At 63.5% G+C, this 14,167-nt stretch carries 13 protein-coding genes, 1 tRNA gene and 1 pseudogene; 3 read left to right on the forward strand and 12 right to left on the reverse strand.

Features of this window, described 5'->3' with window-relative positions:
* The 11 genes and pseudogenes from BMW66_RS15035 to BMW66_RS20390 form a co-directional block, all read right to left on the reverse strand.
* Positions 1-271: pseudogene (locus BMW66_RS15035) on the reverse strand (IS481 family transposase); the annotation flags it as partial.
* Between the two features lie 63 nt (positions 272-334).
* Positions 335-1,456: a THUMP domain-containing class I SAM-dependent RNA methyltransferase gene (locus BMW66_RS15040; RefSeq protein WP_093119697.1), complete on the reverse strand. Its 1,122-nt coding sequence runs from the start codon at positions 1,454-1,456 to the stop codon at positions 335-337.
* A 78-nt stretch (positions 1,457-1,534) separates the two neighbouring features.
* Positions 1,535-2,251, reverse strand: coding sequence for an ABC transporter ATP-binding protein (locus BMW66_RS15045; protein ID WP_093119699.1), 717 nt, complete (start codon positions 2,249-2,251; stop codon positions 1,535-1,537).
* Entirely contained in the window at positions 2,248-4,035 is a 1,788-nt protein-coding gene (locus BMW66_RS15050) for a branched-chain amino acid ABC transporter ATP-binding protein/permease (protein ID WP_093119700.1), read from the reverse strand. The genes BMW66_RS15045 and BMW66_RS15050 overlap by 4 nt, the downstream gene beginning before the upstream one ends.
* A 2-nt stretch (positions 4,036-4,037) precedes the next feature.
* Positions 4,038-5,093, reverse strand: a complete 1,056-nt coding sequence (locus BMW66_RS15055) for a branched-chain amino acid ABC transporter permease (protein WP_093119702.1) — start codon at positions 5,091-5,093, stop codon at positions 4,038-4,040.
* Positions 5,094-5,149: 56 nt separating this feature from the next.
* Positions 5,150-6,319 carry an ABC transporter substrate-binding protein gene (locus BMW66_RS15060; protein ID WP_175483268.1) on the reverse strand — a complete coding sequence of 390 codons (1,170 nt, stop codon included), beginning with the start codon at positions 6,317-6,319 and terminating at the stop codon, positions 5,150-5,152.
* A gap of 56 nt (positions 6,320-6,375) precedes the next feature.
* Entirely contained in the window at positions 6,376-7,113 is a 738-nt protein-coding gene (locus BMW66_RS15065; protein ID WP_093119703.1) for an SRPBCC family protein, read from the reverse strand.
* On the reverse strand, positions 7,103-7,579 hold the full coding sequence (locus BMW66_RS15070; RefSeq protein ID WP_093119705.1) for a (2Fe-2S)-binding protein: 477 nt from the start codon (positions 7,577-7,579) through the stop codon (positions 7,103-7,105). Before BMW66_RS15070 ends, BMW66_RS15065 begins: the two co-directional genes overlap by 11 nt.
* The gene (locus BMW66_RS15075) at positions 7,576-8,454 is read right to left on the reverse strand and encodes an FAD binding domain-containing protein (RefSeq protein ID WP_093119706.1); all 879 of its coding nucleotides are present in this window, start codon (positions 8,452-8,454) and stop codon (positions 7,576-7,578) included. The genes BMW66_RS15070 and BMW66_RS15075 overlap by 4 nt, the downstream gene beginning before the upstream one ends.
* On the reverse strand, positions 8,447-10,729 hold the full coding sequence (locus BMW66_RS15080) for a xanthine dehydrogenase family protein molybdopterin-binding subunit (protein ID WP_093119708.1): 2,283 nt from the start codon (positions 10,727-10,729) through the stop codon (positions 8,447-8,449). Before BMW66_RS15080 ends, BMW66_RS15075 begins: the two co-directional genes overlap by 8 nt.
* Before the next feature lie 55 nt (positions 10,730-10,784).
* Positions 10,785-10,934, reverse strand: coding sequence for a hypothetical protein (locus tag BMW66_RS20390; RefSeq protein WP_175483269.1), 150 nt, complete (start codon positions 10,932-10,934; stop codon positions 10,785-10,787).
* A 31-nt stretch (positions 10,935-10,965) separates the two neighbouring features.
* Between BMW66_RS20390 and BMW66_RS15085 the strand changes: the two genes are divergently transcribed.
* Positions 10,966-11,457 carry a MarR family winged helix-turn-helix transcriptional regulator gene (locus tag BMW66_RS15085; protein WP_093119709.1) on the forward strand — a complete coding sequence of 164 codons (492 nt, stop codon included), beginning with the start codon at positions 10,966-10,968 and terminating at the stop codon, positions 11,455-11,457.
* Positions 11,458-11,507: 50 nt separating this feature from the next.
* On the opposite strand, the gene BMW66_RS15090 is transcribed toward BMW66_RS15085, so the two are convergent.
* Positions 11,508-11,583: transfer RNA gene (locus tag BMW66_RS15090), tRNA-Lys, on the reverse strand.
* A 96-nt stretch (positions 11,584-11,679) separates the two neighbouring features.
* Here BMW66_RS15090 and dapF point away from each other — a divergent pair.
* Together dapF and mtaB are read left to right on the forward strand one after the other, a co-directional pair.
* On the forward strand, positions 11,680-12,522 hold the full coding sequence (gene dapF / locus BMW66_RS15095) for a diaminopimelate epimerase (RefSeq protein ID WP_093119711.1): 843 nt from the start codon (positions 11,680-11,682) through the stop codon (positions 12,520-12,522).
* The gene (mtaB, locus tag BMW66_RS15100) at positions 12,519-13,775 is read left to right on the forward strand and encodes a tRNA (N(6)-L-threonylcarbamoyladenosine(37)-C(2))-methylthiotransferase MtaB (protein WP_093119712.1); all 1,257 of its coding nucleotides are present in this window, start codon (positions 12,519-12,521) and stop codon (positions 13,773-13,775) included. The genes dapF and mtaB overlap by 4 nt, the downstream gene beginning before the upstream one ends.
* Positions 13,776-14,167: the final 392 nt, after the last annotated feature.

Here is a 14,167-nt window from a genome sequence, read left to right on the forward strand (position 1 = left end):
GTAGAGCGTAAAGACAGTCGTCCAGCGGCAGCAATGTGTGCCGCCGGAACGCGACGATCATTGCCTCCTCTTCCTCGCTGAGAACGGTTGAACGCGTGGCTCTCGGGCCGGTCTTCTGATCCTCCACCGTCGCACGCTTGCGCCACTTCGCAACGGTCTTGGGGTTGATGCCCAGCTCCTTGCTCAGCTGCGCGAGCGAAGCTTGCGATCGCTGTATTGCAGCTCTGACAGCGTGCGTGGTCGTGGCGCTCCCGTGACGAACTTGTCCCATAATGCTTCCTTCCATTCCCGAGAAAGGATCGCACCATCAAACCATGGGATCAAACACCTAGGGTCAGATCGGCCCCGCCTGAAAAAGACGCACCTTCAAACCGCCATGCGCAACCGGCGGTCCCGGCGGCCCGAATGGCAGGCCCGTTGCCCGCGCCAGCCCGGCCTCGCTTGTCACCATCGCAATGCGCCAGCCCCTGAATCGCTCCTTCATCACCTTTCCGAAACCGCCATGAAGCGCATAGAGCAGTTTCTTGTTCCCGATCCGCGCGCCGTAGGGCGGATTGACGATCACAAGCCCCGGTGTCCCATCGGGCGGCGTTGCATCGCCAATGGCGCAAGTTCGAAATACCGTGCTCGCCGCCACACCGGCCCGCCCCGCATTGGCCCGGGCCATCTCCACAGCACCGGCATCGCGGTCAGACCCATGAAACTGCGGACCGCCGGAGAACTCTCTCGCCTCGCCCGCTTGGGCGCGCATCGTCTGCCACGCCGCTGCGTCGAACCCCGCAAGATGCTCGAACGCGAACTCCCGAGATCGCCCCGGCATCAGCCCCGCCGCAATCTCCGCCGCCTCGATCACGAATGTGCCCGACCCGCACATCGGATCAATCACCGGCTCCGACCCGTCAAAGCCGCATTGCCGCAGGAACAGCGCCGCGAGCGTTTCGCGCATCGGTGCCTTGCCCGTGGCGAGCTTGTGCCCCCGCTTGTGCAGACCCTCGCCCGAGCTGTCCACGCTCAGCGTCACAAGATCGTCGTCGATCCGTACCTTGAGACAAACGACCGCCTGCGCGCTGATGATGGTCCCCAACTCTTCGCGGATCGCACGCTCGATCCGCTCTGCAGCCGCCCCCGCGTGATAGATCTTCGAGCGTCGGCACGTCACCTCGACACGTACCGGCACATCGCTGCGCAACACATCGCCCCATGGAAACTTCCGCGACCGCTTGTCAAGCTGCGCAAGGTGGAATGCCCTGAACGTTCCGATTCGCACCAGCACGCGCCCCGCACCGCGCAGTTCCAGATTGGCGCGCCAGACCTCGGGCCAGTCGCCGCGTGTCTCCACTCCGCCGGGAACGGCGCGTGGCGCCGCAAATCCCCTTTCGTGCGCTTCATCACAAAGCACAGATTCAAGCCCCGGCGAGGCTACAAGGAAGATGTCGAAGGTCTGGTCGCTGCTCATTTCGCTTGCATATATGCAATCCGCACAGGCCGCGAGTCCCCACCCAATCCCGGTATCGAAACAGGGTCGTGAGAGGACTCAGACCCCGCCGAGATAGCTTTCAAAAACACGCTCGTCTGACTTGAGGGCCTGCGAATCCCCGTGCAGCGCCACCTCGCCCGACTCCAGCACATACCCATAATCAGAGCTTTCCAGAGCGGCGAGCGCGTTCTGCTCGACAAGCAGGATCGACACGCCGTCGGCCCGCAGGCTCGTCACGATCGACAGGATTTCCTGCACGATCAGCGGCGCCAGCCCAAGGCTCGGCTCATCGAGCATGAGAAGACGCGGCTCCGACATCAGCGCGCGCCCCAGCGCCAGCATCTGCCGCTCACCGCCCGAAAGCGTGTCGGCATGCTGATGCCGCCGCTCCGCCAGCCGCGGAAACCGCTTATAAACGTGATCGAGAAGCGCCTGCCGTTTCGCCTTGTTGGGCCGCTTCGAGAACGCCCCCAGAAGCAAATTGTCCAGAACGCTCATTTCACCAAATAGCTCGCGGGTCTCCGGCACAAGGCAAAGACCCCGCTCCACCCGGTCCTCGACCCCCAGCCCGCTTATGTCCGACCCGTCGAACATGATCCGGCCGCGCGACGGCAAAAGCCCGATCGCCGCCGAAAGAAGCGTGGACTTGCCCGCGCCATTGGGACCGATGACCGAAACGATGCGTCCCGCGTCCAGTTCCAGAGAGATACCGTGAACGGCCTCCACCTTTCCATAGGAAACATGCAGATCATCTATCGTGAAAAGTGTCGTCATGCCGCGTGTCCCAGATAGGCTTCGCGCACCCCCAGGTCCGCCCGCGCCGCCTGCGGATCGCCCTCGAACAGCTTGGTTCCGAAATTCATCACAATCAGACGGTCCACCAGTTTCATTACGAAATCCATGTCATGTTCCACGATCATGATCGTTACACCCTCTTTCCGCAGCCGGGATAGCAGATCGGCCAGCGCCTGTTTTTCCGCCTTGCGCAGACCTGCCGCCGGCTCATCGAGAATCAAAAGGACAGGATCCGCCGCCAGCGCGCGCGCGATTTCGATCAGTCGCTGCGTGCCCAGCGGCATATTCCCCGCCGCCTCCATCTCCTGCCCTTCCAGTCCGATGCGCGCGATCTGCCTGCGCGCCTCGGCATGGATGCGGCGCTCCTCTTCCGTGTCGAGGTTGAAGCCCGCGCGCAGCATCCCGCATTGCCCGCGCGCATGTGCGCCCAGCGCCACGTTGTCCAGAACGCTCATCTGCGGACGCAGCTTCACATGCTGAAACGTGCGGGCCATTCCCATCAATGCGATATCGCGCTGCGAACGGCGGGTGATGTTCTCACCCATGAATTCCGTGCGCCCGGAGCTGAGTTGCAGTGTCCCGGTCATCAGGTTGAACATCGTGGACTTTCCGGCACCGTTGGGTCCGATCAGCCCGACCATCTCGCCCGATTTCACATGAAAGCTGACCTCGTTCACCGCGACAAGCCCCTTGAACCGCTTGGTGGCAGCCTCCACCGAAAGCAGCGGCTGGCCTTTGTCCGGCAGACTTCGCCGAGGCAGCGGCTCGACCGGCGGCTCCGCGTCGTGCATCTGCGTGGGTGCTGGCGTCTTTACGCGTGCCATCTTCGACGCCAGTGACAGGATACCGCCCCGCGCATGATGCAGAAGCAGGATGAACAAAGTCGAAAACGCCACGGCCTGAATTTGCGCGGCATGGCGGGACACAAGCGGCAGCAGATCTTGCAGAACATTCTTCACCGCAATCACGATCGTCGCCCCGGCAAGCGCGCCTGTAAGCTGCGTCATCCCGCCGACGACCATCATGAACATGTAGTCGATGCTGACATGCAGTGAGAATGGCGCCGGGCTCACGAAACGATTGGTATGCGCATAAAGCCAACCTGCAAGCGCGGCGAACACCGCGGACAACACAAACAGCATCAGGCGCACATGAAAGATATTCGCCCCGAAACTGGCCAGAAGCACATTCCCCCCGCGCACCGCGCGCACGGCGCGACCCATGCGGGAATTGAGAAGATGATAGCAGAAGGTCGCGACCAGCCCGACCAGTATCCAGATGATATAAAAGGCCGATTCCGCTGTCATCAGTTGCCAGTCGCCCAGGGAAAGCGGCGCAATATCCGAAATCCCCGAATGTCGCCCCAGCATCGCCATGTTCCCGAACAGGAGCGGCACGACAAGCCCCCATGCAATCGTGCTGAGCGGCAGATAGTGGCCGCCAAGGCGCAGGGTCAACGCTCCGATCACAAGCGCGCTGAGCGCCGTCACGCCAAGCGCGAACGGCAAGCCGAACCACGGCGAGATTGCATACTCGGTGCTAAGCCACGCCGACGCATAAGCGGCGATACCCACGAACGCCGCATGTCCGAAAGAAATGACGCCCGCCACACCTGACAGCAGCACCAGACCAAGCACGACAAGAGCCGCCATGCCGATATCGTTGAAAAGCGAAACGGTGAAACTGCCGAAGACCCAGGGCACGATCGCCAGCCCGGCCACGACAGCCAGAATCCCAAGACGCTGTGACGTTAGACTGCTCATGATCAGACTTCCTCCTCATCGGAGCCGTCATCCGAATGGTTCGAAAAGTGGGACCGGACCAGAAGGGCCGGAATAAGAAGGGAAAACACGATGACGTCCTTCATCGCCCCATTCCAGAACGACGCGAAACTTTCGAGCATCCCCACCGCAATGGCGCCAAGTGCCGTCAGGGGATAGCTGCTCAATCCCCCGATGATCGCGGCGACAAAGGCTTTCAACCCGATGATGAGACCGGAATCGTAATACATCGTCGTCGATGGCGCGATCAGGATCCCCACGAACCCGGCCAGCAGCGAAACGACCGTATAGGTCAGAGTCGCGGTCGTTGCAGGCCTGATCCCGACAAGCTGTGCACCCACCCGGTTAACGGCCGTGGCGCGCAGCGCCTTTCCCACAAGCGTCCGCTCGAAGGCCAGAAAGAACAGCGCGGCCAGCGCCAGCGAGGTGCCGACCATGAGCAGCACCTGAAGACTGACCCTGAAGCCGGGCAAAAGCTCGACCATACCGTTCAGGAAAGGTTGCGTGCGGAACCCTTCGGGCCCGAAAAACAGCAGGCCCAGACCCGACAGAAGGAAGTGCAGCACCAGCGCGGCGATCAGCAACACCAGCGTCGAGGCATGAGAGATCGGATGGAACACCAGCCGCGCCAGCAACGGCACGATCGGCACCACGAGAATGAGCGCCAGCCCGATCGCCACCAGCGCCGGAAGCTCCCGGCCCGCCAGAAGAAACGCCGGCAGGCAGGGCACCATTGGCAAGATGCCCCACCCCAGAACCGCGCGAGGAAGCTCTCGAAACTGCCCGCGCCGGATTAGCGTGACCACCTCCTTGGCCACGGTCAGGCCAGCGAGAACCGCCACAAGACCGATGGTCGGCGGGAAGCGTTGCGCTTCCAGATAGGCAAGGGTCAGGGCACTGAAGACCGCGATGTCCCCAAAAGGCACAAAGATGACCCGGGTGACGGAGAACACCAGCACAAGCCCAAGCCCGGCAAGCAGATAGATCGCCGCGCCCGCCAGCCCGTCAACCGATAGAATAAGTGCGATATCCCAAGTCAAAGCGGGAACTCCCTTGCGTCAGTGCCGGTTCGGATCAATACCCTGACCCGAACGGATCAGTCCTGAAGAACCCACTCGCCGTCTTCAAGCTTGACCATCACCGCCGAACGCTCATCCGCGCCGTAGGGGCTGCCGGGACGGTAGGTGAGCACACCGTGGGTGACCGCAAGCTCCGTGGTCTCGAAGATCGCATCGCGCAGCGCGGTGCGATATTCCGCTGTGCCCGGCTCGATGCTCGCGTCCACGCGCGACGCGGCATCCGCGATCACCATCCATGCATCGAAGGCATAGGCCGAAAACGCATCCCTGGGCGCTTCGTCATGAACTGCCACATGGGCCGCGCTGAACTCATCGGCAACGCTCTTGCTTGGATGACCGTCCGGCAACTGCGCCGCAACCACGGCAGGCCCGGTCGGCGCAAGAAGCCCCTCAGCGGAAGCACCCGCAACCCGGACGAAATCGGGGTTGATGATCCCGTGCGTGCCATAGATCCGGCCCTGATACCCGCGCTCGGCCAGCGCGAGATAGGGAAGCGCCCCGGGCGTACCCGCTGTGCCGCCGATCACCGCATCGGGATTGGCCGACACGATCTTGAGCGCCTGCCCCGTCACCGAGGTGTCCGACCGCGCGTAGCGTTCGTTCGTGATCACGTCGATCTCCGCTTCGTCCGCCGCCGCGTTCAGCGTGTCATAGGCCAGGTCGCCCCATGAATCCGAGAAACCGATGTAACCGACCGATGTAACCCCATCGGCGGACATGCTCGCCACGACCGTATCGAGCATGAGAGAGGCCGGCTGCGCCGTGGTCACCGCCCATGCGGCGTTCTCACCCGACAGGAAGAGCGGCGTGAACGACACCAGCGGCACCTGCGCCTCGCGCGAAATGGATGCCAGCGCCATGGAGCCAGGCACACCGCCCGTGCCGATCAGAACGTCAACATTGTCCTCGTCGATCAGCTTGCGCGCATTGCGGGCCGATTGGGACGGGTCCGACGCATCGTCAAGCTGAATGAAGGTAAGGGTATGCCCGTTCACCTCCGAGGTATGTTCCTCGCCCGCGGCGATCCCCTTCGCAAACGGAACCCCCTGCGATGCGATCGGTCCCGACAGCGGGCTGATCAACCCGACCTTGATCTCCCCAGCGACGGTCTGCGGCGCCATGAGCATAATGGCCCCGACAGAAAGGGCCGCGGTGGTCAGAACTTGTTTGATAGGATGTTGTGACATTGTTTGCGTTTCCTGTTGGTTTGAGTTTGCTTTTGGTCTTGGTCTTGGTCTTGGTCTTACGTCTCGTCGCGCGGGCCGAGCTGACGGTCGAGCCATGCAAGACATTGGTCCGCCTGTCCGGCAGGCCAATGCACGATGACCGTCGTTCCATTGCGCTGAATCTCGGCGCGAATGTGCTCGCCCCCGCCGATCCAACGGCGCAATCTGGTGAAGGCACCGTCTGGCTTTGCGGCCTCGGCGCCTGCGCTGCCGGTGTTCGCCGCCGGCTCCGCCGTCGCTCTCTGCTCCGGCGCGGCGTCCGGTTTTTCATGCGGTTCGCCGGCGTTCTCTTCGGTGTCCCCGCCTTCCGGCGCGGTAAGCCGTTTATCAAGGGCATCGCCAAACTGGTCCCACATGCGCGCCGCCTTCGTGCGCATCGGGTTCAGGCCCAGCGTCCCAAGCCGTCCCAGAACGGTTGCCCCGGCCTTCACGCGAAGCTCCGTTCCCTCCCCGTCCACCGGGGTCAGGAACATCTCGTTGACGCTTTTCACCGAACTGCCGACCGAATTGTCCTCGCCGGTGGTTTCACTGCGAAGATAGCTGGGGCGCGTCATTTCGGTGATGACGGTGCGCACATTGAACCGCGCGTTGATGAAGGCGATCTTCACCTGTATCCGCGCATGGTATTCGGTATCGCTGATCACCTCGACCGACTGCATCCCCGGCACGAGGTCCGACATCGCCTCAGGGTCGAGAAGGATCGCCCAAAGATCCTCGGGCGTCGCATCGAATGTGCGCGACAGTTCAATTTCCATGAGTGCTCTCCGCGACATTGCGGACCGCGTCCACGATTCCCTGATACCCGGTGCAGCGGCACAGATTCCCCGAAAGCGCCTCTCGGATCTCCGCATCCTGAGGATCGGGGTTGCGCGACAGCAGGTCTGCCGCCGCCAGAAGGAATCCGGGCGTGCAATACCCGCATTGCAGGCCCCCATGGGCCATGAAACTCTCCTGAAGCGGATGCAGATCGCCGATGCGGCCAAGCCCCTCGACCGTGGTCAGGGTCTTTCCATCCACCTGCGCCGCCAGACTCAGACACGATTTGACCACATCGCCATCGACAAGCACCGAACAGGCGCCGCAAACCCCGGTCTCGCAGCCGCGCTTCGTGCCCGTCAGCGCAAGATCGTCGCGCAGGAAATCGGACAGAAGCCGGTTCACGAGAACCTCGGCCTTGACCGACTCGCCATTGACGATAAGTGAAATCCTCTTGCCGCTCATGCCGCTGCATCCTTCCAGTTCAATCCCGCGGCCTCGGCCAGAATGCGCCGGGTGATCGCGCGCACCACCTGCCGCCGAAACGCCTCTTCGCCCCGTCCATCCGAAATCGGGTCTATATCCTCGGCCACCATCGCCGCCGCCTCTGCGGCCACATCGAGGGTGATCGCGCGCGCCGTCAGGAAATCCTCGGCCCGCGTCATGCTCTGCGCCACCGGGACCGCCGCGCCGATCACCAGCCGCACATCCTCGGGCACCCCGTTCACGTCCCGAAATGTAAGCGCGACATTGGCCACCGGCCTGTGCTCGGCAGGCGTGCGCAGATGCCGGCGATAGAGACCCGTCCTATCGGGCCGTGGCGGCGGCAGCGTGATATGCGTCAGGATCTCCCCCGGCTCAAGCGCGGTGGTGAAGAAATCCACAACGAACTCGCGCATGGGCAGGCGCCGCTCCCCGCCGGGCCCCGCAATCGTGACCTCGGCATCCATCGCGATAAGACAGGATGGCGGATCGGTCGCCGGATCGGCGTAGCACAGGTTGCCGCCAATCGTGCCCTGATTGCGCACCTGCGGATTGGCCAGCCCCCCCGCCATGCCCGCGAGCATGGGATAATGCGCCTGCACATCCGGCGCGCGTGCGACATCCGAATGACGCGCCAGCGCCCCGATGCGCAGCCCCTCCGCCGGGTTGAAGGTGATCTCCCGCAGCTCGTCCAGCTTTCCCAATGATACGACGAACCCCGGCGACAGCATCCGCTGCCGCATCGCCAGAAGAAGCGCCGTTCCGCCGGCGTAGACGCAGGCGTCGTCCTCGTATTCGGACATCATCGCAAGCGCCTCCGTCAGCGTCTGCGGCTCTAGAAACTCGAACTCACGCATGCTGCGACTCCTCTTTGGCGGCCAGCCCCGCCAGTATCTTTTCGGGCGTGATAGGCAGATCGGTGATCCGAACGCCGATGGCATCGAACACCGCATTGGCAATCGCCGGCGCGCCGGGAAGGATCGCGGTCTCACTCGCACCCTTCGCCCCAAGCGGCCCGTTGGGGTCGTTCGATTCCACGATACCGCTCTGGATCGTCGGCACGGATTCGGCGGTCGGCATGGTATAATCGGCAAGGTTGCCGTTCATAACCCGCCCGTCCTCGAATTGCAGATGCTCATAAAGCGTCCACCCGATCGACTGCACCGCGGCGCCGTTGGACTGGCCGTGCACCGCCAGCGGGTTGATCGCCTTGCCGCAATCGTCCGACAGATAGGTGTCGACAACGCGGACCTGCCCGGTTTCGGTATCCACCTCCACCTCGACCGCCTGCGCGGCAAAGGAATAGGCCGGCGCGATGTTGCCGTAGTGATCCTTGTCCATCATCACGGTTTGCGGGTCGTGCGTCGCGCGGACAAGGATGCCTTCGCCGCCACGCCGAAAGATGTGATACCGGCAGATTTCAGGCAGCGGCGCGAACAGGTTGCCGTTCTTGTTCGATTGCACGACGCCATCAACGATGCTCAGTTCGTCGGCGTCGCAGCCAAGCTTTTCCGCCGCCGCCTCAAGGATCTGCCCCTGCGCCTGCCGCGCCGCCTTCAGCATGGCATGACCGGCGTTGACCGTCACCCGCGATGCGATGGACCCAAGGCAATAGGGCGCGCTGTCGGTATCAGGCGCCTGCACCGTGACATGCGAGAGCGGAATCCCAAGCTCCTGCGCGCAGATCTGGCTCAACATGGTGTTGGCCCCCTGCCCCATGTCCGATTCCGCGGTCAGGATCACCGCCCGTCCGTCCTCGTTGACTTTCAAAACGACGGTCGATCCGTCCCAGTTGCCCATGGTGCGGTTGCCGCTGACATGCATGACCGCCGCCATGCCGACACCGCGCCGCAACACGCCCGTGCCCTTCGGCCGCGCGCGTTTTTCGTCCCAGCCGATGGCCGCCTGCACCTGATCGAGACACTCGGGCAATCCGCAGCTGCCGATGTTCCAGCCATGAACGCTCACGTCCCCGGTGCGGATCGCGTTCTTGCGGTGCAACTCGATGGCGTCCATGCCAAGCATATCGGCCATGACCGCCATATGACTGTTGAGCGCAAAGGACATCTGCGTGCCGCCGAAACCGCGAAACGCGCCCCTCGGCATCGTGTGGGTATAGACAAGCTGCGCCTTGGTGCGGACGTTCTCGATGCGCTGCATGTTGTCGCTGCGCATCGCGGTCACAAGCATCACCTCTGGCGCAAGCCCGGCATAGGCGCCGCAATCTGCAAGCACCTGAACATCCTTGGCCACGATCCGCCCGTCGCGCATCATCCCCATCTTGAGGTGAATGCGCGTCGGCACGCTGAAACATCCCGATTGAATATCATCCAGCCGGCTCAGTCCGACACGCACCGGCCGATCCACCACCGTCGCCAGAAACGCCGCGATCACGCTGCTGCGCTCTTCCACGATCTTCGCACCAAAGCCCCCGCCGACAGTCGCCTGTATCACCCGGATCGTGGACACCGGACGATCCAGCGCCTCGGCCAGACGCTGCCGCGCCAGAAAGACCGACTGCGTCGAGGTCCACACCGTCAGCTTGCCGGTGCCATCGGTCGCGGCCACCGTGGCCATCGGCTCCATGTAACCGGGATACTGCGAATGGGTGCGATAGGTCGCCTCGTGCACGATGTCGGCCCCGGCGAACCCGGCCTCCACATCACCGCGAGAGATATTGATTTCATCGGCAAGATTGCCCTCGGCATGGACCTTGGGCGCCCCGCCATCGAGTGCCCCCTCCGGATCGAGAAGCGCGCCCGCCTCTTCATACTCCACCACGATCAGGTCAAGCGCCTCCTGCGCGACCGCCTCGCTCACCGCGACGACCGCGGCCACCTCTTCACCCGCAAAGCGCACCAGCCCCCGCGCCAGAACATGTTGCTGCTTGTGCGCGACGCCCCATGCGCGCTCGGGCACATCGGCCCCGGTAACGACCGCCTTCACACCCGGCAGCGCCTCTGCCGCCGAGGTATCGATCGACCGGATCACGGCGTGGGAATACGGGCTACGCAGCAACTTGGCGTGCAGCATCCCGGCAACCTTCACGTCCCCGGAATAGATCGCGCGCCCAAGCGTCTTTTCCTGGGCCGAGACCTGCGGCAACGGCTCTCCCACAATTGCTGACGTCATTCGTCCCCCCTTGCACCCCGGCACGATCGCCGGTCAGAGCGCCCGGCCTTCCGGGTCATCCTCCGACACTTGTATTTTGTTGATTGATCAACTTGACAGGATGCTGCCCGACATTAGTTGATGGGTCAACATCTTTTTTTTCCGCGCGGAAGATCATAGGGTTGACGCTGATTCGCGACTCCTGCTCCTTCGGGCTGGTCGCCATTTGATTATAAATTAGCGAAAGAGCCGGGCGCGTGGATAAACAGGACAACCAATCGACATGTCCCTGGACGGATCTCGACCCAAGCGGCGAAGGGCTCGTGGTCCATGATTTCCTGACAACGCGGCTCAGCGCCTTGATGAGCGCCCTGCGCCGGCAACTGACCATGCCCTATGCCAGCGAATTCGACCTTTCGGTGTCCGAATGGCGCATCCTGTCGCTGGTCGCGCATGCCGGCACGCTACCGTTCAGCAAACTCGTGGTGCAGTCCACGTCGGACAAGGCTCTGGTCAGCCGCACCATCCGTCTCTTGCAGAACCGCAACCTGATCGAGATCGGACCGGAAAGCGAAAGCACCAGAAAGCGCATCGCCTGCTCGATCACGCCCGAGGGGCAGGCGCTTTATGACAAGGTTATCGTGATCGCCCGGCGGCGCCAGGCCGAAATCATCTGCTCGCTGACCCGCGAGGAACGCGAAACCCTGTTCACGGCGGTGACCAAGCTGCAACGCGTTCTGGAAGAGTGAACCGGACCGGCACTTTCGAACCAATCGTTCATCCGAATGTCTGATTTCAGTGGTGAGCCGTGCAGGATTCGAACCTGCGACCCACTGATTAAAAGTCAGTTGCTCTACCAACTGAGCTAACGGCCCACTGTGGCGCAGCTTCTATGAACACTCAGGCCGGGGGTCAAGCCCGAAATCACGGAAACAACGCGGCCTCTGGATAAAGCGCCGCACCGGCGTTATATGCCCGCCATGAGCGCGCCAGACACCTCCCCCCTGCCCTTCGAGAAGATGCACGGGCTCGGCAACGATTTCGTCGTTGTCGATGCCCGTATGCGTCCCTTCGCGCTCACAACCGCACAGATCTCCGCCATCGCGGACCGGCATCGCGGCGTCGGCTTCGATCAGCTCGCGGTAATCACCGACGGGGCGCATGACGCGCATCTGACCTTCTACAATGCCGATGGCTCCGCCTCCGCCGCCTGCGGCAATGCCACCCGCTGCATCGCCCGGCACCTGATGACCGAGACAGGTAAGACCGCCCTCACCCTCACGACCGCGCGCGGTACGCTTCAGGCATGCGATGCGGGCGGCGGCCTTACATCCGTTAACATGGGGCAGCCGCAACTTGACTGGGACGAGATCCCGCTCGCCCGCGCGATGGACACGCTGGAGCTACCCATCGACGGCGCGCCCACCGCCACCGGCATGGGCAACCCGCATTGCACCTTCTTCGTCGAGGATGCCGAGGCGGCGGACCTTGCCGCCATCGGCGCGGCGCATGAGCGTCACCCGCTCTTTCCCGAACGCACCAACGTGCAGATCGCCAGCCTCATCGCCCCCGATCATCTGCGCATGCGGGTGTGGGAACGCGGCGTCGGCGTGACGCTGGCCTCGGGCTCATCCTCTTGCGCCGCCGCCGTGGCCGCAGTCCGGCGCGGTCTGACCGGGCGGCGCGTCACGATCGACCTTGACGGCGGGCGCATCGCGGTGGACTGGCGCGACGATGGCGTGTGGATGACAGGCCCGACCGCGCATGTCTTTTCCGGCACGCTGACCCCCGATTTCCTGAAGGCCGCGCAATGACCAACCCGCCGAAATTCACCACGCTGGGCTGCCGTCTCAACGCCTATGAGACCGAGGCGATGAAGGATCTGGCCGCGCGGGCCGGGCTTTCGGACGCCGTGGTGGTCAACACCTGCGCCGTGACCGCAGAGGCCGTGCGCAAGGCCCGGCAGGAGATTCGCAAACTACGCCGCGACAACCCCGAGGCCCGCATCATCGTCACCGGCTGCGCCGCGCAGACAGAGCCGGAGACCTTTGCCGCGATGGCGGAGGTCGATACCGTCATCGGCAATACCGAAAAGATGCAGCCCGCCACATGGGCCGGCATGGCCGCCGATTTCATCGGCGAGACGGAAAAGGTCATGGTCGATGACATCATGTCCGTGACCGAAACCGCCGGCCACCTGATCGACGGGTTCGGCACCCGAAGCCGCGCCTACGTGCAGGTGCAGAACGGCTGCGATCACCGCTGCACCTTCTGCATCATCCCCTTCGGGCGGGGCAATTCGCGGTCGGTCCCGGCGGGCGTCGTCGTCGATCAGATCAAGCGGCTGGTGGACAAGGGCTTCAACGAGGTCGTGCTCACAGGGGTGGACCTGACAAGCTGGGGCGCCGATCTGCCGATGCGGCCGCGGCTTGGCGATCTGGTGCTGCGCATCCTGAAACTGGTCCCCGACCTGCCGCGCCTGCGCATCAGCAGCATCGACAGCATAGAGGCCGACGAGGCCCTGATGCAGGCCATCGCGACAGAGCCGCGCCTGATGCCGCACCTGCATCTGTCGCTTCAGGCCGGCGATGACATGATCCTCAAGCGGATGAAGCGCCGGCACCTGCGCGACGACGCGATCCGCTTCTGCGAAGAGGCGCGCCGCCTGCGCCCCGACATGACCTATGGCGCCGACATCATCGCAGGCTTTCCCACCGAGACGGAAGAGATGTTCGCGAACTCCCTGCGGCTGATCGCGGAGTGCGATCTCACGTGGCTGCATGTCTTCCCCTATTCGCCCCGTCCCGGCACCCCCGCCGCGCGGATGCCGCAGGTCGATGGCAAGGCGGTCAAGTCCCGCGCCGCCCGCCTGCGCGCCGAAGGCGAGGCGCAGGTGGCCCGTCACCTCGCCGCGCAGCTTGGCCGGACGCACAGCGTTCTGATGGAAAATCCGCATATGGGCCGGACAGAGCAATTCACCGAGGTGCATTTTGCCGACCCGCGAACCGAGGGCGCAATCACCGCCGCCACCATCACCGGCATCGACGGCCAGCAGCTCACCGTCTGAAGGGGCCATTACCGGGCGGCGCGCGCATGTCTGCGCGCCCACTTGAGCATGCGCTCAGGCCGCGCAGGCCCCGGGGCGCCGCCCCGGACCCCGGAGTATTTTTCACATAGATGAAGGAAGGGTGAAGGCCGGCTCGCGATACGGGCTAAAGATGAACGGAATCTTTCCGGGCGCTCTGTTAACGAGGCAGGTCCGGGCCATCGGCACCGACGCGATACCGACAAAATACCGACGTTATACCGACGTGGGTTTTTCAGCATTAACAAAGGCTTGGGCCGATTCGTGCTGTTTTGGGGAAATCCACGCAACGCGCGCCCTTTCGGTTTCAAGAACCACGGCAAACAGTTTCACGAAACCCCGTGTTGACCGACGCTTGATCACCTGAACGCCGC

Origin of the sequence: Salinihabitans flavidus (genome assembly GCF_900110425.1) — a bacterium.
Taxonomy (GTDB): Bacteria; Pseudomonadota; Alphaproteobacteria; order Rhodobacterales; family Rhodobacteraceae; genus Salinihabitans; species Salinihabitans flavidus.